This window comes from Stenotrophomonas sp. YJH_SMC_79 (assembly GCF_059367995.1).
On the sequence record NZ_JCAFRK010000003.1, the window covers coordinates 538,368 to 556,316 of the forward strand.

The window sequence follows — 17,949 nt, forward strand, 5'->3', positions numbered from 1 at the left end:
CTGTTTTTTTTGCCTGCGGTCTTCCGCGCTGCGCGCGACGGGATAGGATGCGTGTCCTGTTTTTGCACTGGTCAATGGAATGCCGATGAAACTGCCGATCCTGCTGCTCTCGCTGTCACCACTGGTTGCCTGGGCGGATACTCCGAAACCACCGGCGTGCAATGCAGAGAGTTTCTTCAGCAGCCAGTTCGACTATGCCGTGGGTCGCGTGGTCGATACCGGGCAGGTGCTGCTGCTGGGCGAGGCAGAGGGCTGCTTGGACGAGGAACGGGATGGGTGCCGCAGTGGCGAGGAGATGGAACCGGGCACTGGCCTGGTGATCGGTGACCGCTGGAACAGCTACTACTGCGTAAAAGCACGTTCGCCGAGCAAGGAAGTGGTGAGCTGGGCGCCGGAGTCGCGCGTGATGAAAACGAGCAACTACGTCGCGACCAGCCTGACCGACTGGGTCGCCCATTGGGAACGCAGTGAAGGAAATGCCATCGACATCGCAGCCAAGGGGGACGCATTCGAGCTGAGCACGCAGGAGGGCGGTGAGGGAACGGCACCGCAGGTTCTGGGGCGCGCTGCACCAGAGGAGGGCGAAGATGTGCTGTACCTGCGCCAGGGGCGTTGCACGACACGTGTACTGCTGCGCGGCACCGACCTGGTGGTGGCCGACAACGGACAGTGTGGCGAGCGCGAGCGCCGCCTGCACGGTGAGTACCACAACCGTGCGCCGTTGGAGCGGTTGATGCAGCGCTTGGGGCAGTAGTGGCGTGAGGGGGTAGGGGGCGCGCAGTGGAAACCCATTGCCGGCCTCACTACACTGTGATGCTGCGCAGGGCCTATAGCTCAACGGTTAGAGCAGGGGACTCATAATCCCTTGGTTCCAGGTTCGAATCCTGGTGGGCCCACCACATTGACGTCCAGAGAAGTCCAGAGACGTCCGCGAAGTCCTTAAGTTGCTTGATTTCAGTGCTGCTAGACATCCATAGCCGTCCAGCGGCATCCACTTGCATCCACAAAAAAAGTGAGTCAGGCTGTGTGTCAAAGGGCTAGACGCCCCTAGACGACTCACAGGCGCTCGACTCACATGCTGACCGACACCAAGTTGCGCTCGCTCAAGCCGAAGGCCAGTCCCTTCCGTGTGGCTGATGCCAACGGCTTGTGCATTGAAGTGCGCCCCTCGGGAGCCAAGGTGTGGCGCTACCGCTACCGCTATCTGGGAAAGGCCAGCATCGTCACGCTCGATGAGTACCCGTCGATGTCGCTGCAGGCTGCCCGCGTCGAACGCGACCGTCTGCGCTCGCTCCTGCGCGGCGGGGCTAATCCGGCTCAAGTGGCCAGGGTCGAAAAGGCAGTCCAAGGAGAACGGGCCGCGAACACCTTCGGAGCCATCGGCTTGGAGTTGCTCGCCAAGCGGACGAAGGAAGGCCTTTCTCCTGGATCGGTCGTGCGTGAGCGTCGTCTGATCGAGAAGGACCTTGCTGGGCTCGCGGACTTGCCTATCGGGGACATTACGGCCCCCTTGCTACTGGCTGCACTGCGGAAGTTGGAACAGCGCGGTGTCGTAGAAACCGCGCATCGCGCCCGGGCGCATGCTGGGCGGGTCTTCCGCTACGCCATCGCTACGGGTCGTGCAGACCGTAATCCCGCTCAGGACCTCACAGGAGCGCTTGAACAGCCTCAGACCAAGCACTTCGCCAGCGTGACCGATCCCGCCGTTATAAGCGGCCTCCTGCGCGCGCTGTGGGGCTACCAAGGGGCACTGGTCACGCAAGCTGCTCTAAAGCTGGCCCCAATGGTGTTTGTTCGCCCTGGGGAGCTTAGGCAGGCGAAGTGGGCTGACATCGACCTCGATGCTGCAGAGTGGCGCTACGTCACCAGCAAGACCAAAACGCCGCACATCGTCCCTCTGTCAGATCAGGCCGTTGAGGTTCTCCGGGAGCTGTACCCGTATACGAAGCGGAGCGAATTTGTCTTTCCTGGAGTTCGCAGTGTCCTAAAGCCGATGAGTGAGAACACACTGAACGCGGCGCTGCGGAACCTTGGATTCGACTCGGACACGATGGTGGGCCATGGCTTCCGAGCGATGGCAAGAACGGTGCTGGATGAGGTGCTTGGCTATCGCCCGGACTACATCGAACATCAGTTGGCGCATGCCGTGAAGGATCCGCTTGGGCGGGCCTACAACCGGGCGACGCACCTGCCGGAACGCCGGAAGATGATGCAGGCCTGGTCCGACTACCTCGACCAACTGCGGGTTGCAGAACCGAACGTGCTGACCTTCAAGGCCAAGCGCGCCTAAACCTCACAGAGGCCTTAAGGAGGGCCATCAAGGCAGTAGAACCGCATAAACAAAGCGGCCGAGAAAGGGGCGGGAACCCCTAGCTCGGCCTACCACAACCGACTATTGGAGAGTCGATCATGGATTGCAGCATTGTACTTGCTGCGCCTGAACGGGCGCGCTTGGCCGAAAAACGGCCGTTAATCATCAGCAGGGCTACTCGGCCCACCACGTTCGTCCGAGTCCACCGCTGGCTCGCCCTCAACGACGACGCGAACACATACAAGCTTTGCACGGTGCTGTTTGTCTCCGCCCTGGCATTGGCCACTGCTTCCCCTACGTCAGTCGCTACATGCCTGGAGGTGATCCATGGCTGCTTCTGAAGTGACCATTGAGGCCTCGTATGGGGGGATCCCAGTGCAGGACAACGCGCCCACGTACAAGATCTGCGCCGGCATTGACACACTGCACGCACTTGGCGACGCCAGCCTTTACGTCAGTTTTGTTCGCTCCTTCTTCAAAACTTGCATGGAGAACGACTCGGTTCCCTCGTTCGATGATCTTGCCGTTCTGGATCATCTCTTGGAGCAATCCCAAGCACTCCGCCGTGCATCGAGGGTCGACTAATGGAAGCGACAGCGATGAAAGAGCGTCTCACTGAGCTGCGCCATGCACTCAACGATGCAGCACAGGCTGTATGGGATATCCAGGGTGTAACCGATCTACTCCTCAACTCCGGCGAGATGGGAGAGTCGGCGATCCCTCCTGCGGTTCGGGCTGTGGTCAATTTGGTCAACGAAAGGGCCACCTCTGTTGCCAAGAAGATCGAGGAGGTCCTGTGAGCCGGGCAATCAGCCAAGCTATAACAAGCTCTAACGGAAGGGGGCTGGTCAGTCAGCCGACGGTCAAGGCGGCTGTCTCTGTGGGTGACTGCTCGGCCGGCGAGCGCACTGGGGCAAGTGTCGCCTACGTGTCCGTCAAGGATGATCTGAACGCACCAGCCTTGGAGGCTGGCGACGTTCTGTTGGTCGATCTCGGTGTTACCCGATGGGGATATGACGGCGTCTACGTCGTAGATATCAACGGAGAGCCTGTTGTTCGCTTCGTACAGGACCGAGGCGGTGGAGGACTTTACGTGTACTGCCTGTCGCTCATGGATCAAGGCCAATCGCTGCCGCGCGAGTCGGTGTCCATTCTGGCTGCGGTAATTGCCGTTACGAGGATCAGGAGGATCGCGTGAATCGGTCAAGCACACCCCGGCATAGACGACCAGTTCGATTCAATCGGACCCGTGCAAACCCCATCCACCGCTTGCCCTTCTACCGCCAGAGCCACGCCAAGCTCGGGGACTACTGGCGGATGCCGGAAGCTCATGGCCATCTGATGGGCAGGGAAGTAGGGCGGGTCTGTTGCATCGCGTTCCTCCAAGCTCTCGGGGAAGCCGCAGCAGACCAACGCACTAGCAAGAGTGCCCACTTGGCCGATATTGTCTGCTCGGCAGTTGAAGCGTATGGCGGGAGTCTGGACAGCACTCAGCGAGGCGTTATCGATGGATTCTTTGGGCCTGTATCACCGCTGAGGGACGTTCTGATGCGAGGCCTTGAATCCAAGAAGGGGGCTGACTACACCATGGAACAATTGGAGAGTGCTCTCAGCGACTTGGCATCGGTCACCGTTGAGGAGTACGCCGGTAGGCGCATGGTTCCAGTGCAATGTCTGATCCCTGATAGGTCCGACCATCCTGCTTTCGAATTGTCATCCCTGGACGCAAGGCCTCAGTAAGAGGCAGCTTGAATTGAGGAACAACTACATGGCCCGTCCCAAACCTGCCACCCGAATTCCCAACTGGTTCGATCTGAATGCTTACGACGATTTGACGGACTTCGCTACCGAGGACTGGTTGAGTGTCATGGTTGAGCTCTCCATCGTGAGTGACGTCAGCGAAATCCTGCATTCTGTTGTAGAGGATGACGCTGAGCATCGAGTGGAGCTCGAAAAGATGTTCAGCACCCTACAGAAGAGCCTGGGAAGGCAGGGGCACGAGTGGTGGAAAGAAAAGTATGCCTCCAACCCAGAGGTCTACGCCTTTGGGAGCGTTGCATCGATCACCAATTGGACGGTCGCGCAAATGGCAGCGCGTCTAGAAAAACTGGAGGGCTCCCAGGACCTGGTTGGTAGCTCCCGGCGCGTCATCGAATGTGAGCTAAGTGCGGATTACGAAGCCTGGCTTGAAGCTAAGGAACGGGTCCGGACCTATGAAGAATTTGGTCGTATGCCGTTCTTTGTCGCGCTCCGTGACTCCCCTGAGTTCGCTAAGTCAGCGCTGCCTTTGACCAACAATAGGGCTGTCGCGATTGATCTAAGCGTGCCAGATGCAACCATTCGGCAGGACTTTGATAAGTGGCTGGCGGCGATGAGACAGCTAGACAGTCACCGTGCGGCCAAGCGCCCGTTCTCTCGGGCGGACTATTCCCGCTGGATACAGAGTGGCTACGTGCCACTGCTTGTACTGGATCACTGGCGTCGACTCACGGGGGAAAAAATCACGTACGGGGACATGTGCGACGCGGCGTTTCCGGCCGGGCGTAGAGTCGAGGTTGATGACGTCCGAAAGACTCTGCTGCCGAACGCTAGAGCCTGGGCCTCCAAGGAAAATATAGAGGCTTTGGCAGTTCAGGCTGCGAATGAGGATGCGGCGCAGATGCAGGAAAGTTTAGGGGGGGAGAAATCTTCCGGAAAGTAGAAGTGTCGCAATACGACCGGAACAGAATGAGTCCCTCATTTGGCCCTTCTAGTGGCACGTCGATGTGCATAGTTTTACATCCGCCCGGACACAGCCGGGCGGGTGCGGACGCCGGTTCGTACCCAGCTAACAGGTACGGACAATGGTCATCTCTACGAACGCTCTCGACCCCCTGCTCCACCGAATCCCCGACGCGTGCCGCCGACTCAGCGTCAGCCGGACGACCCTCTACGAGTTGATCAAAGCGGGCGAGATCCGCTCGGTCAAAATTGGAACTCGATCCCTGATCCCTGAGGTCGACCTCCAGCGTGTGCTGACCTCCAGACTGGAGGCCGTGCGATGAGCGGATTCGACTTCTCCGATCTGAGCGCAGACCAGCGACGTCTGCTGGATCTCGGTGGCTGGACCGCAGATCACCCCCATGCCGAGACCAAGCCGGGCCGTAAGGATGCCTGGGGCTTGATCGAGCGCGGGCTCCTTCTCGCTGTCAGCGTTCGGAGGCGTGACAGCTACGGCTCTTACTCCCTCACGGAGTACAGGGTGCCGGACACGGCCCGCCGGGCTTGGGTTCAGCATAAGGAGACCTCGGTATGACTTCAGATGCTATCCGGCTTGGGCGGGTGGCCGCTCAGGGCCGAACCCTAATGCGCCTGCCTGAGGTGATCGCCGCTTGCGGCATGTCCCGCTCTCTCATCTACAAGATGGCGAAGGAAGGCCGGTTTCCCCGACCGATCCGAGTGGCTGCCCGGTTGTCTGCCTGGGACTCGGAGGCGGTGCGGTGCTGGATCGACTCCCGCTGCGAAGAGGGGAGGGCTGCCTAATGGCAACTGGAATCGTCCACGTCGAGTTCCACGGTGCCGAACTCATCGGCCGTCTCCATCAAGGACAACCCTTTGTCGCCATGCGGCCCATCGTGGAAGGCATGGGTCTGGATTGGTCCAAGCAGCTCGAGAAGCTGAAATCTCACCCCGTCCTAGCTCGGCAACTGTCTACCTTAAGGGGGATGGTTGCTGGCGATGGCAAAGGTCGCCAGATGCAGGCATTGCCCCTGTCTAGGCTCCCGTTCTGGCTGGCCACAGTTAACCCTAACAAGGTGAAGGCTGCCATTCGAACGCGCGTGATCCTCTTCCAAGAGCAGGCGGCTGACGTACTCGCAGCGGCATTCCTCTCGAATGACACTAGGCAGGATGCGGCAATGGCAAAGCGCGTCGCAGGCACCGTGATGTGCCGGATCCTGCACGACACGCTGGTTGGGTTGGGCCGGGACCCGAAGGGCTACGACTACGCCACCGAGCATCGACTCGTGAATCACTGCATCACTGGGGTCTTTGGCGGTGTCTGCGAAGACTCGCTTTCCACAGACCAGCTCAGGCTGCAGCAAGAGCTCAGGATGCAGAACGCGGTGTGGATCGGGCAGGGCAGGCCATACAGCGAGCGCAAGCCTCTTCTCGAGCAGCATGCAGCCACCTGGTGCAGCACTCAGCAGATCGGTTGGGAGGTCCCCAATGCTTCCTAGCGCGATTAGCAAGCTACTGCACTGCGCCAGCGGCCTCCTCGTCTCGCCGAGTACTGGGGAGGTATGGAGCGCCTGCGGACGGACAGTAGGCCGGAGAAGCCGTGACGGGTACATCAGGGTCATTCACCGCCGAGCAGGTGGGTCCTGCACAACCTGGTATGCCCATAGGCTCGTGTGGGAGGCCGTGCACGGTCCTGTGCCCAAGAGGATGGAGGTGGACCATCTCGATGGTGATTCGTCGAATAACAGGTTGGACAACCTGCAATTGGTGACTGGTTCGGAGAATCGCCAACTTCAACGCGCACGGAACATAGCCAAGTTCGGCAGTCCCTCCTCCCAGTGCAAGCTCAGCGTTGCAGAGGTGGAAGCGGTCCTGCGCACGGTAGGAATCGTTCCAACCAAGGTTTGGGCACGCCGCTACGGCGTAAATAGCTCAACCATCAGGTGTATTCGCAAGAAGAAGACCTGGCGTCACGTCGATGCAGGGACGATCTGTAGAGCCAAACGTCCCAAGCGCGGCTGACGCCGTGATCCTAGCCCTTGGGGGGCACATGCACAGTACAAGCCAGGACCGCGCCCAGCGGTCTCCAGAGGGCGGCGCCAGCTATGGCCAGGCGCAACCCAAGAAGAACAATGAAAGGCGACGGCAGAGGCTCGTAGGGCGGGCGAAGGGCGCGCCGTTCCTGATGCTTGAGCACAGGATTTCCGACTCTCCGGAGTTCGGCCAACTGTCCGGTAATGCCATAAAGCTGCTGCTGGAACTGGCCAGGCAATACAGACCTGGCAAGAACGGCGATTTGAGCATCCCTTGGTCGATGCTTTCGACCCGTGGTTGGAGGAGCAAAGCGACGGTGCACGGCGCCAAGCTTGAGCTCCTTGCCGCAGGCTGGATCATCGAGACGCGCAAAGGTGGCAAGAACATGTGCAGCCTGTACGCGCTGACCTATTACGCCGTCGATGAGTCCGAAAAGCACCTTGAGCCAGCGACTGTAACTCCGCCGAATCTATGGAGGAGTCGCAATGGGTAGTCGCTATGTAGGCCAACTAGGTCGCTATGCAGGCCAATCCCGCTATGAGTTGGCCCGCATAGAGACCTACGAGGTTGCAATGCAGGCCAGTCAGGCGGTTATCCACACCCCTTCGAGGTCGCTATGTGTACACCCTTCTAGATATATACCAAGCGGAGCGCGCTCTTCTTGCTTCAAGGCATTGGCTTTAGGGCTTCAGGCCACGGCGGTCGTTTCTGGACGCCTCCAAGTAGAAGCGCGAACCGGTTCGCCAGGCGGAGTAGTCCGTCTGCCGGACTGGTCGCACTGGGAGGCCGCCCATGCCATCTCGAGACCATGAGCGGTACTTGGAGATGGTGCTGCTGGAGAACGAGGCAGTCGATTTGGTTGTGAGGAGCATCGCTCGTGCGTTTGGCTTCGGGGCGCCAACACGGCCCACAATCCGGCATGCGACGAGGCGCTGCTCCAGTGAGGAGTCCTGCCCGGGTGACGGTGCGTACCTACCTATTCATCGAGTGCACTCGATTGAGCAGGCCGCATCCAAGTACCTGCCGACGCAGGCGGCGGCCCGCAAGCAAGCGCTGGATAGGTTCAGCCCGAGGGATCGCCAAGCGGTGCTGGATTTTGACCAGTTGGCAGTGATGCGCTCGTCGGCTGCGGCTGATCGTACTCGCCAGCTACGGAGCTGGAAGACGCAGGGTTCGCTTACGGCCGCGCCTGTCAGGGGGCAGAGCAAGCTGGTGCTGCACGCTCTCGCGGATGCCCAGCTGGACGGTCCACTTGGCGCCTGGCTGATGCTGTACGCCATCGGTGACGAGACAAGCTGGCCGTTGGTCTGTCGGCACATGACTGCGTGCGGACACCCAGACTGGGCTTCGCTGGAAGCGGTCAGGAGATTGCTGGCCGGCCGCCAGCAGCAGTCTTATCGGGAGTCGGCCAAGGGCCAAGCCCGCCAAGAGCAGCGGTTTCGTGTCGAGGTGCAGTCGGCTGAGAGGCGCCTGCTTGAATGGCTGGGCCGCGCCAGCCGGAGAGTTGCCGCCGCAATGGGCGCTTCCTGCGAGCAGTAGATCCATGTGGACGCCAGTGGACGCGGGAGTCAGAAACACCCAGATCCCGACCTATCTAGTAGGACCCCACGTCCCCCCAAGGGCGGGTCCAGGCGGCAGCCCCCGAGTGCTGCCGCCTTCTTTTTTTGCTGATGAAGGCGCGCCAGGCGCTCCTTCCCACTCGCAGCCAGGCGACTACAGACGGAGTACCCGAATCCAATGGCCACCTTCTATGATTCTTTCGCTCAAGGCATGCAGAACGGTCTTGAGCGCCAAAAGGCAGTCACGCAGCGCAACATGCTGGCCGAGCTGCAGCAGATCGGGCCGCAGGTCATTGCGGGCGACCTTGCCGCGACCGACCGCGCCTATGCGCTCGATCCGCAGCGCGCCCAGGCCTATCAGGCCGAAGGAAATCGACAGCAAGACAAGCTCGTTGGCTTGGCGAAGTCGCTCACCAAGTTCGCGGGCAATCCGCAGATGCAGGCTGGTATTTACCGAAGTGCCGTTCCGTATTTGAAGCGCAGCTTCGGCGCCGAGATCCCGGACGAGTTCGACGCTGCCTCGGTCATGCCGATTGTCGATCAGGTGCTGGCTGTCGCCGCTGGTCGACCGACAGCTCAGGGCGAGCAGTTCACGCTATCGCCAGGGTCCAAGCGCTTTGACGCGACGGGAAACGTGGTTGCCGAAGCCCCCTTCGCCCCGACCAATGCTGATGTGATTGATGTGCCTGACGGTCGAAACGGATCCTACAAGATGGTCTGGGACCCCAGGACGCGCCAGCTCTCACCGCTACCCGGTGCGCGAGGTGGCAATCCCACGGCCGGCACTTCTTCAGCCGGTGCAACTGTGTTCCGGGCGCCCAATGGTGAGCTGGTGGATATAGAGCAGGTCACGGAGCCTGCGGTGCGTGAATCGATCCTACGGAATCCTGAAGAGTGGGGTCTCGTTCCCGACGGCAGCCATGCGCAGCTGCCCGATCGGAGTGTCTCCCCTACTGGGGCCCTAGGCTACACACCTCCGAAGCCACAGAGCGCGCCTAACGGATACACGTACCAGGGCGACAGCTTAGTGCCAATCCCTGGTGGGCCAGCAGACAACTCATCACCCCAAGCCGTAGCAAGCGGGGAGCAGAGTCTGCGGAAGGAAGTGACCCAGAACCTCAAGGATGACCAAGGCGTCCTCTCCATGTACCGCAATGTGCAATCAGCTGCCAGTCGACCTAGCGCGGCTGGTGACCTCAGCCTGATCTTCGCCTTCATGAAAATGCTGGATCCCGGCTCGGTTGTCCGAGAGCAAGAGTTTGCGAATGCGCAGAACGCGGCGGGCGTACCGGACCAGGTCCGTAATGCCTATAACAAAGCCATTAGTGGCCAGCGGCTGAATCCCACGCAGCGCCAGGATTTCCTCAACCAAGCCGCTCAGCTCGCGACCAACGCAGAAGGGCGGATCACCGGGACAACCCGGAAGTACCAAGACATCGCACGCCAATACGGATACGACCCGGTGCGTGGCACAGGCATGGCCGACTTTTCTGGGGTCACAAGCAGCGTCAGTGGTGGCCCCGAGTCATCCGCTGGCCCTGCTCGTCCTCAGACGGATGCTGACTTCAAGGCTCTTCCCAGCGGTTCTCTCTACATCGACCCGGACGATGGTCGAACCTACCGAAAGAGGTAAGCAATGGCCCGTTTCGATGGAATCCCGGTAGATTCGCCGGTTAAGAGCAAGCCACGATTTTCTGGTGAACTGGTGGAACCTGCGGGCTCCACTGCAGCTGCGACATCCACCGGTCAGCGCAGCCAAGTTGCACCGGATGGATGGCGATACGGCCCTAGTCGCGACCTTGCCTATGGCGCCAGGTCGGTGCTGCAGGGTGCAGGCGGCTTGCTTGGTGCGGTCGGCGGTGACGCCTTCAACAACTACGTGGTCAACCCGATTGCGCGTGCTGTGGGCGCACAGGAGGCGCGCCCGTACCGTGCGGAGGCCTCGGCTCTGGCTGACCGGCTTGGCTTGCCGCAGGCGCAGACCTCAGGTGACCGCGTGCTGGGTGACGTCGGCGAGGCGCTGACCGGCACCGGCCTAACCCTTGGCATCGGCGGCGGCATCAACGCCCTAGCTAACCTTGGGCGTCGCGCAGCGGCCCCAGTCACGAACCAGCTTGCCAGCTTCCTGTCTGCTCAGCCGGCCCTGCAGACCGTGTCTGCTGCTACTGGCTCAGGAGCCTCGTCTGTTGCGCGAGAGGCGGGAGCCACTCAAGGCAATCAGCTGTTGGCCGGTCTGGCCGGTGGATTTGCACCTGGCACCTTGAGCGGAGTTGCCAGTCTCGCCACAGCTGGTCGTGTCAGCGCCACTGGCACAGTGCCAACGGCGGCGGCTGGCATCGCGCGCCGGGCGGCGAGGGGGAATGACGCCTCGGGCGTGCAGAGCATGATTGACGACTTCGCTGCTTCTGGCACCTCGCCGAGTGTCGGGCAAGCCACTGGTAATCGTAGTGCTAGTGCCCTTGAAACCTACCTCGGCAATACCCCGGGTGGCTCGGGCCAGATTGCCCAGCGCGCGGCCGATCAGGCGGCTGCGGCGCGTAACGCCACCGATGACCTGTCCAACAGGATCGCGGCCGGCGGAGCGGACCTGACCCCGACTCAGGTCGGAACGAACGTGCAACAGGGAATCTACGGGCCTGGTGGCTTTGTTGATCGAACCCAGTCGGTTTCGGATCGGTTGTATAGCGAGCTGGATCGCCATCTCCCTGCCGGTGAAATGGTTCCCGTCTCCAATGCCCGAGGTGCGCTCCAGGAAATCAACGCTGCGATCAACGGAGCGCCGGAGCTTTCTCACCTGTTCGACCAAGCGGCACTTAAGCAGATTGAGCGTGCGTTGGTCAGCGACACCACAGGAGGCGCATCGGTCCTCAGCCGGCCAGGGATGCGTGAGAATGCGGCGGCGTACAGGCAGTACTTGGAGTGGCAAGCCCAGGAAGCGGCAGAGAGGAATGCACGCAGGCAGTCCCTGGGAATGACTGTGATGGAGCCAGTGCTGAGCCGAGCTGACATTGAGCAGAACCTGAGCGCCACCTTGGGCAACATGGCTGACGGGACGCTGCCGTATCAGGCCCTTAAGGAACTGCGCTCGAAGGTTGGCAAGCAAGTCGGGGCGACGTACCTGACCCGTGACGCTGCCCATGCTGAGTGGAAGAAGCTGTACGCGGCCCTTTCCCGAGACATGGAGGCTGCCGCCACGACGCCGGAGGCAAAGAAGGCGTTCGCCAGGGCGAACAACTACTACCGTCTCAGGGAGCAGCGTTTGGACGCTATCGGCAAGATCGTCCAGAAGGAAGGGGGCCCGGAGGCTGCCTACCAAGCCATGTTCACTGGTGCGCGGAATGGCGCCACTCCCCTGAAGCGTGTGATGGACTCGCTCCCTGCTCAGGTGCGCGCTGACGTCAGTGCATCCTTCTTGCAACGGATGGGGCGCGCTAGTAAAGCCAACCAGAACGCTGCCGGCGATGCTTTCTCGATGGAGACGTTCTTGAGCAACTGGGCGGACATCAGCCCCGAGGCCAAGAGGCAGCTATTCAGCAATGCGCGCTTCGGGACGGACTACGTTCAGAACGTAAATCAGCTGGCGAGGATGGCCGACTCTATCCGCAGCGGCAGCAAGGTGTTCGCCAACCCGCCAGGCACAGCCAAACAGACTGCTCTAGGCGTGACACTTGGCGGCACAGGACTTATCGCTGGGCAGAATGCGTTGCAGGGAAATCTGGGCCAGGCGGCAATCACCGTCGCGTCGACCCTGGCGCTGGCTGGCGCCAACAACCTTCTCGCCAGAATGATGACCAACCCCGAGACGGTCCGCTGGCTCGCCCGAAACACCGAGCGGGACAGCGGCGACATTGCTGGTCAGATCAACACGCTGCTGCAGATTGGCAGGGAAGAGGACGACGACGAGGTGGTGGAGCTGGCTCAGCGTCTGAAGGCTGAGATGGCCGGTGGCCGTTAACCGCCGAAGAAGGTCAGAACCGAGTACACCAGCCCAGCGACTGCAGCGAGGCCTACGGGGACGGCGATGATGGCCAAGGCGATGGATCTACCGCCAGCCTTCCCCTCTGGGTAGCGCTGGTTGAAGGCCTCGCTCTTCATCGCTTCCCAGCTCTTCTGGGGAGCGTAGTTGTTGGTCTTCCAGTCCATAGCGATGCCTCAGTTGGTCTTGGCGCCGTTGCGCTTGGTCTTGGATGTCACATAGGCCATGCAGCCTTCCACGAACGACTTGGAGCTCCCTCGGCAGTTCTGCACCGAGGATGTGCCTTGCTCTGAGGCCCAAGCATAGCCCGCCCTGTGCCCGCTGCAGTCTGAGGAGCACTTGTAGCCCATAAAGGTGCCAGGCGGGTCAGGCTGTACAGAGTGCTTGTCCACCCAGCGGTACTTGATGGTCCGGCATGCACTGTCGGTGGGTAAGGGCGTAGAGGTGTACGTCCGTAGCCCATCTCGAACGCAGGCGTACAGGACCCCCTCGTTGCCCTCATAGGTCTGGGCGGAGGTGACGCAGGTCGTCGTCAAGAGGGCCATAAAGGCGAGCGCGGTCGGGAACAGTCTGTCCATGAGTCCTCCCCTATTTGGGCGGATCGTACACCAGTGAGCTGGCGCGGACCTTAGGCCGACTACCACCGATTTTGAGACCAGTACGCGCGCGTTGGGCCGTCCAGCGGCGTCCACATAGATCCAGCAGTCTGAACGAGACAACTGAGGGAAGTATCCGATGGACCCAAGCATCGCCGAGCTGAAGATCACACGCCGCCCAGGCCAATCGGACGAGGAGCTCCATGCCGAGCAACTGGCAGATGGGGTTAACAGCAACGCGTTCCTGGCCCTTCTGTTTGCGCAGCATTCTGGCTTTGCCAAGGGTTCGGAGATTGGCGAGCTTGTAGGGGCTACTCAGCAGGCAGTGGAGCGAGCTAAGCGGGGAGGAACCGAGCAGGCAGACTCACTTCTCACCAGTCAGGCTATAGCTCTCAACGCGGTGTTTCTGGAGATGAGTCGGCGAGCGGCTCTCAACATGGGTAGCCACCTGAGGGCGACCGAGACATACATGCGGCTGGCCCTGAAGGCACAGTCCCAGTGCCGGACGACTCTGGAGACCTTAGCCGAGATCAAGTACCCCAGAGCCGTGGCGTTCGTGAAGCAGGCCAACATTGCCGGTGGCCACCAGCAGGTGAACAACCTTGCCCCGGAAAGTCCCGGGCCGGTCCCGGAAGAGGCCGGGCGCGCGGGAACAAAAAGTCGGCCGAACGAACTATTGGAGGAGATCTCAGATGCGCAATGGCTGGACCCCAGAGCGGCGCCAGCGGCAGGCGCAGGCAATCCAGAACTGGCGACCGTGGGAGCGGGCGACCGGCCCGCGAAGCGTCGAAGGAAAGGCCAAGGCGGCTAGGAATGCTTGGAAGGGTGGGGAGCGCGTGTCGCTTCGGCAACTGGCCGCTGTCCTTCGGGAATCCTGGGGCTAAGGTGGCAAGACGCGCACGGCACAGTTTTGTGGAGTGCTTGTAAATCAATGAGTTATCGGGCTCGGATCGTTCCATACGCGAGGGCGCTGGAATTAATGGACGCCTCTACGCGCGCGAGCCCGCCAACCGCCACCCTGGAGTTTAGAGACCAGTAGGCGCACGCGCGCGAGGCCGGCCGGATCTTCGGAGTTTTCCGACGCCTTTACGCGTGCGCGCGATGCGAGCGGGAGGGCCTAGGTCGGCCCAACTTCCAGTTTTGGTGTCCCTAAAAGGAGCGCTTCCATGTTGCTTTGTGATGCCCCCCAGGTCCTTTCGGCAGAGGGGGAGGTGGACTACGTAGACCTCATCACCCGCGCCGGCCTGGCGAAGGACCTGATCGGGAAGATCAACTGGCACTACCTCCTGCATGAGGACGGGTGCCCTGGGGAGGTTGGTGAGACGTGTACCTGTGGCCTGGTAGTCGCCTTCGTAGGTCCCACGGCGATGGTCACGGTGGACGGTCACTATGCCCACCGAACTGACCCAATCCACTGAGTTTTGTCAGGCCCTAAAGGTCTGAGGCGAGGTTGACCCTGATAGGATGCCTTGAGGCCCTGCATTGGCCGGGGCTGCCAAGGAGATGGTGATGAGCTATCCAGCAGATGCATTCATCCGCAGCACCGGCACAAAGGCGCATCTTGGATCGCTGACGTTCCTTCGCGGTGAGTGGGTGCTTTCCGCACGCTTCAATACCCCACAAGCACCGAGTGAGCGCACACTTGTCCTAACCGGGTCGAATGCAGGGAGCATCCACGGTCGCTTCGTTGACTATGGCTTGTGCACTGCTCCGGATGTCACCGCAGAAGTCAGAATTTCTAGCCTCGGTCAGTTGAACGAGGAACGCAGCCACGCGATCCCTGGGTCATTGGTGTTTGCCGACGATGGGCGACCTCAGTTGTGGGGTCATATTGCGGGCTCTCCCGTGCACCGTTACGGTTTCACATTGGATGGCCAGCCATTGGAGAAGGAAGAACATGAACTGGCACCCTTCCTTCAGTTCAGCAGCTATGAGGTATGGCTGCGCCGCGATGGAAAGCTCCTGAGCGACAAGCCTCTGTTCACAGCAGGAGGCTAACTTTTCCCACACCGGCGTGGTCAACTGCCGGCAGTACCCTCCCGCCATTAAGGAGGTTGAATGGGTAAGTCCGATTGGCTAGCCGCCCAGGCCGAGCACGAGAAGAACAACCGGCTCTATGGCGGTAAGCCGTCGCGTGGGTCGGTGTGGCGTGCACTACTAGCTGCACTGGCCTGGTCCATTGGCTCTGTTGTCGCCTTATCCGCGGCTCTCGGCCTGGCCGGCTTCCTTCTAGCTCGATATGGCTCTGATGAGTACGTGCTGGTCTGCGAAGGGACAGTTTCCGCAGATGGTGGGGATGGAGTGCCCGCGACCATGTACGCCGAGATGCGCGAGTTTGGGCAGATCATCCGGCTATGGAGCAAGGATGCGGGAACAGTGAGGATGGAGATCCCCAATGACTTCTACGATGCAGGCCAGCTTCGCTCTGCCGGGAGTCTGATGTCCATTTCCACTTACACCGGGCTCTCTGGGCACTATTCAGCCCTAAGTGGTGCCCTGACCATGCGGGTGGGAAAAGGTCGAGAGTTCCAAGGGCAGTGCGCGCGCCGTGGTCAACCCGTTAGTTAGACCGATGAACTGCAGTGCCTACTGGGGGGCTTCGAGGGCAGAGCGTAGGTGACCAGTGACGCTATCTGAGAGCCCTGAAGGGCTTCCGACCTACGCGACGGGCATGTCCTGTCTGGGCGGGGGGAGTGGACACTGCCACTGTGGCCTGATCAGCTGTTTCAGCAATGGCCGGTGGGTGGTTGAGGTGGAAATGTTCCACTCAGTTCAACACATCTTCTCACTGCACTGGTCCTACTTCCGGGTCTCCTTGCAGACATACATGACCCACTCTTTCTCGCATCGGCAGCCAACGCCGCGCTCATAGCTCCCGGGGTCTTTCTACTGGTTCTCGGATGCCGATTGATTCAGTGCATCAATTGAGGCGCTTTGGCACTGTTCGAATGACTCGTAGTGGCCGTAGATCGCCTTGGAGGCGTCTTCGGTCGCCAAGGGCCTCCCAGGAGGGTAGACGAAGGCCGTCCAAGCCTCTGACTGTTTGGTACAGCCCCGATCATGCCAAACGCGCATATAGCGATGTAATACAATTTGGGCATAGCCGGATCCTTGGCATTTTGAAGTGATCCATGAGTGCCGGATGCAATTCCTGTGCCAGCAATTCGATTGGACGTTTCCCGATTAGGGATTAGGCTCTCAAGTAGCCCGCTCAATGTTGAGTGAGGGAAGTTGCCCGAAGGGAGGCGCAGTTTTGAAACCGGCACGCGTTCAAATACAACTTTTCAGACTAAAAAAAGTTGGCGGAGAAAGGTCCGTCAGCTCTCTACTGCGAGTAGTTGAGGGGGATGATATCGGAGACCGCGTTCGATACGTACGCGGTGCCAATGTTCGATTGGAAAAAGTGGAGCGGCGGGACGCCGAGAACGGACTGCCGCGCCGATGGGCTTTGGACTTCGTGAAGTTGAGGGACGTGTCGGGGCCGGGGAAGGGTAGCAAAGATCAGCCTATTGAAGATCTGGATATCAAGGAGGAGCAATTCTTCGGGGAAGAGGCTGCGGCGCTATATCTTCCACAGACCCGCCATCTGATAGCTCAGTACAACCACTATGGGGTGAGGCCAAGCGCAATGGCGCAGTACTTGTCTTCATATTTGGAAGACGAGACCAACGAATATGAAGCCGACGTGGTGCTTGATCCTGACGCAGAGGCCCGTTACGAGAGAATCACCGAGGTTAGGAGGTTCTCAGTTGGCGTGGATCTGGACAAGCTGACTGCGCGGCAGCGCAGGGACGGGCACGCGCTAACTCAGGCTTTGGGCCAGGCCGCCGACATGAATGGTGCGCGTATCAAGATTGAGGTCTCCGTTGGTCATGACAAGGACAGGTCGATCCGCAAAGCGAAAGGATGGTTGAGCAGGCTGGTCAACAGCGGTGCCGCCGATTCAGCCGTGATCGCAGGCCGTGAGACCCCGGACGGTGATATTTGTCCTGTTGACCTAATCAACGAGACACTCAAGCATCATGTAACCATTGAGCCAGGCTCAGGAAAGCGCCTACCAATGGAGGAGCGCTTTAGAAAATTGGAGGCGACATACAGAAGATGGCGAGAACGAATTCAAAATGGATAACGCCGCTAGATCGGGAGCGAGCTTCGCCTTGGATACTAGCTTTGGTCGTGGGTATCGGAGCCTGCGTTCTGCACAGAGCGGCGTTCATTTCTTTGCCTGTGCAGTCGCCGGATAGCTATCTCTCTGCGGTCATCTCATTGGGAGGAGTGCTGACGGGCTTCATGGCTACGCTCAAAGCTCTTTTGTACGCGATGAGCGACACTGCTTATGGACGCCTGAAAGGTAGTGGGTATCTGGACGATCTTCTTCGCTATCTTCGTGAGGCTTTGTGGGGGAGCGTTCTGATGTGCGTTGTCGCACTGATTGCCTTCTATCTTCCTAAGAGCGTAAGCCTTCACTCTATCGTTGCTGGGGTTTCAGCGTTTGCGCTTTCCTCAGTCGCGCGGATTGCGAGCATTACAACCAAGCTCTTGGCTGTTCGGCCTGTTCCAGAGGAGGATTAGGTGTCGCTTCTGGTGAGTTTGACGAAGAAGTATCGATGCGATTGGCGGCTCTCCTAGTCCCGACAGAGGCATGGGGCGCCCTTTGCCTCTGTCGGAGGGAGTGCGCAAGGACTCTTCTCAATGCTGGAGATGTCTGGTGTCGGTGAGTGTATGGATACTGTGTCGGAATTGGCTAGATAGCTG

20 protein-coding genes and 1 tRNA gene are annotated in these 17,949 nt (G+C 60.2%); 20 read left to right on the top strand and 1 reads right to left on the bottom strand.

Translation table 11 applies throughout. The features are described from left to right. Nucleotides 1–85 precede the first annotated feature (85 nt). From AC5P57_RS13520 to AC5P57_RS13595, 16 genes are all read left to right on the top strand, one after another. Nucleotides 86–754: a hypothetical protein gene (locus AC5P57_RS13520; protein ID WP_099554596.1), complete on the top strand. Its 669-nt coding sequence runs from the start codon at nucleotides 86–88 to the stop codon at nucleotides 752–754. A 69-nt stretch (nucleotides 755–823) separates the two neighbouring features. Next, nucleotides 824–899, top strand: a tRNA-Ile gene (locus AC5P57_RS13525). A 176-nt stretch (nucleotides 900–1,075) separates the two neighbouring features. Further along, nucleotides 1,076–2,290, top strand: a complete 1,215-nt coding sequence (locus AC5P57_RS13530) for a tyrosine-type recombinase/integrase (RefSeq protein ID WP_495219605.1) — start codon at nucleotides 1,076–1,078, stop codon at nucleotides 2,288–2,290. A 348-nt stretch (nucleotides 2,291–2,638) separates the two neighbouring features. Then, nucleotides 2,639–2,896 (top strand): hypothetical protein, encoded by a 258-nt coding sequence (locus AC5P57_RS13535; RefSeq protein ID WP_107433237.1) that lies wholly within the window; start codon nucleotides 2,639–2,641, stop codon nucleotides 2,894–2,896. Nucleotides 2,897–2,910: 14 nt separating this feature from the next. Continuing rightward, entirely contained in the window at nucleotides 2,911–3,111 is a 201-nt protein-coding gene (locus AC5P57_RS13540) for a hypothetical protein (RefSeq protein ID WP_107433238.1), read from the top strand. Further along, nucleotides 3,108–3,509 carry a hypothetical protein gene (locus AC5P57_RS13545; RefSeq protein WP_495219606.1) on the top strand — a complete coding sequence of 134 codons (402 nt, stop codon included), beginning with the start codon at nucleotides 3,108–3,110 and terminating at the stop codon, nucleotides 3,507–3,509. The genes AC5P57_RS13540 and AC5P57_RS13545 overlap by 4 nt, the downstream gene beginning before the upstream one ends. A 570-nt stretch (nucleotides 3,510–4,079) precedes the next feature. After that, nucleotides 4,080–5,012 carry a DUF6387 family protein gene (locus AC5P57_RS13550; RefSeq protein ID WP_495219607.1) on the top strand — a complete coding sequence of 311 codons (933 nt, stop codon included), beginning with the start codon at nucleotides 4,080–4,082 and terminating at the stop codon, nucleotides 5,010–5,012. 142 nt (nucleotides 5,013–5,154) lie between these two features. After that, nucleotides 5,155–5,355, top strand: coding sequence for a helix-turn-helix domain-containing protein (locus tag AC5P57_RS13555; RefSeq protein ID WP_422353025.1), 201 nt, complete (start codon nucleotides 5,155–5,157; stop codon nucleotides 5,353–5,355). After that, nucleotides 5,352–5,606 carry a hypothetical protein gene (locus AC5P57_RS13560; protein WP_495219608.1) on the top strand — a complete coding sequence of 85 codons (255 nt, stop codon included), beginning with the start codon at nucleotides 5,352–5,354 and terminating at the stop codon, nucleotides 5,604–5,606. The genes AC5P57_RS13555 and AC5P57_RS13560 overlap by 4 nt, the downstream gene beginning before the upstream one ends. A gap of 50 nt (nucleotides 5,607–5,656) precedes the next feature. After that, nucleotides 5,657–5,833: a helix-turn-helix transcriptional regulator gene (locus AC5P57_RS13565; RefSeq protein ID WP_080053021.1), complete on the top strand. Its 177-nt coding sequence runs from the start codon at nucleotides 5,657–5,659 to the stop codon at nucleotides 5,831–5,833. After that, nucleotides 5,833–6,528 carry a phage antirepressor N-terminal domain-containing protein gene (locus tag AC5P57_RS13570; protein WP_495219609.1) on the top strand — a complete coding sequence of 232 codons (696 nt, stop codon included), beginning with the start codon at nucleotides 5,833–5,835 and terminating at the stop codon, nucleotides 6,526–6,528. Before AC5P57_RS13565 ends, AC5P57_RS13570 begins: the two co-directional genes overlap by 1 nt. Continuing rightward, the gene (locus AC5P57_RS13575) at nucleotides 6,518–7,051 is read left to right on the top strand and encodes an HNH endonuclease signature motif containing protein (protein WP_495219610.1); all 534 of its coding nucleotides are present in this window, start codon (nucleotides 6,518–6,520) and stop codon (nucleotides 7,049–7,051) included. The genes AC5P57_RS13570 and AC5P57_RS13575 overlap by 11 nt, the downstream gene beginning before the upstream one ends. A 28-nt stretch (nucleotides 7,052–7,079) precedes the next feature. Next, nucleotides 7,080–7,556: a hypothetical protein gene (locus AC5P57_RS13580; protein WP_495219611.1), complete on the top strand. Its 477-nt coding sequence runs from the start codon at nucleotides 7,080–7,082 to the stop codon at nucleotides 7,554–7,556. A 326-nt stretch (nucleotides 7,557–7,882) separates the two neighbouring features. Further along, nucleotides 7,883–8,602 (top strand): hypothetical protein, encoded by a 720-nt coding sequence (locus AC5P57_RS13585; protein WP_495219612.1) that lies wholly within the window; start codon nucleotides 7,883–7,885, stop codon nucleotides 8,600–8,602. A 198-nt stretch (nucleotides 8,603–8,800) separates the two neighbouring features. Then, complete coding sequence (locus AC5P57_RS13590) at nucleotides 8,801–10,255, top strand: hypothetical protein (protein ID WP_495219613.1); 1,455 nt, start codon at nucleotides 8,801–8,803, stop codon at nucleotides 10,253–10,255. Between the two features lie 3 nt (nucleotides 10,256–10,258). Then, nucleotides 10,259–12,577 carry a hypothetical protein gene (locus AC5P57_RS13595; protein ID WP_495219614.1) on the top strand — a complete coding sequence of 773 codons (2,319 nt, stop codon included), beginning with the start codon at nucleotides 10,259–10,261 and terminating at the stop codon, nucleotides 12,575–12,577. On the opposite strand, the gene AC5P57_RS13600 is transcribed toward AC5P57_RS13595, so the two are convergent. Further along, nucleotides 12,574–12,765 (bottom strand): hypothetical protein, encoded by a 192-nt coding sequence (locus AC5P57_RS13600; protein WP_495219615.1) that lies wholly within the window; start codon nucleotides 12,763–12,765, stop codon nucleotides 12,574–12,576. The genes AC5P57_RS13595 and AC5P57_RS13600 overlap by 4 nt on opposite strands. Nucleotides 12,766–13,333: 568 nt before the next feature. On the opposite strand from AC5P57_RS13600, the gene AC5P57_RS13605 reads away from it, so the two are divergent. The 4 genes from AC5P57_RS13605 to AC5P57_RS13620 all read left to right on the top strand — a co-directional run bounded on the left by AC5P57_RS13605 (nucleotide 13,334) and on the right by AC5P57_RS13620 (nucleotide 17,323). Further along, nucleotides 13,334–14,005, top strand: a complete 672-nt coding sequence (locus AC5P57_RS13605) for a hypothetical protein (RefSeq protein ID WP_495219617.1) — start codon at nucleotides 13,334–13,336, stop codon at nucleotides 14,003–14,005. Nucleotides 14,006–14,703: 698 nt separating this feature from the next. Next, nucleotides 14,704–15,192 carry a hypothetical protein gene (locus tag AC5P57_RS13610; RefSeq protein WP_495219618.1) on the top strand — a complete coding sequence of 163 codons (489 nt, stop codon included), beginning with the start codon at nucleotides 14,704–14,706 and terminating at the stop codon, nucleotides 15,190–15,192. A gap of 60 nt (nucleotides 15,193–15,252) precedes the next feature. After that, nucleotides 15,253–15,762, top strand: a complete 510-nt coding sequence (locus AC5P57_RS13615) for a hypothetical protein (RefSeq protein WP_495219619.1) — start codon at nucleotides 15,253–15,255, stop codon at nucleotides 15,760–15,762. A gap of 646 nt (nucleotides 15,763–16,408) precedes the next feature. Then, on the top strand, nucleotides 16,409–17,323 hold the full coding sequence (locus AC5P57_RS13620) for a DUF6731 family protein (protein ID WP_495219620.1): 915 nt from the start codon (nucleotides 16,409–16,411) through the stop codon (nucleotides 17,321–17,323). Nucleotides 17,324–17,949: the final 626 nt, after the last annotated feature.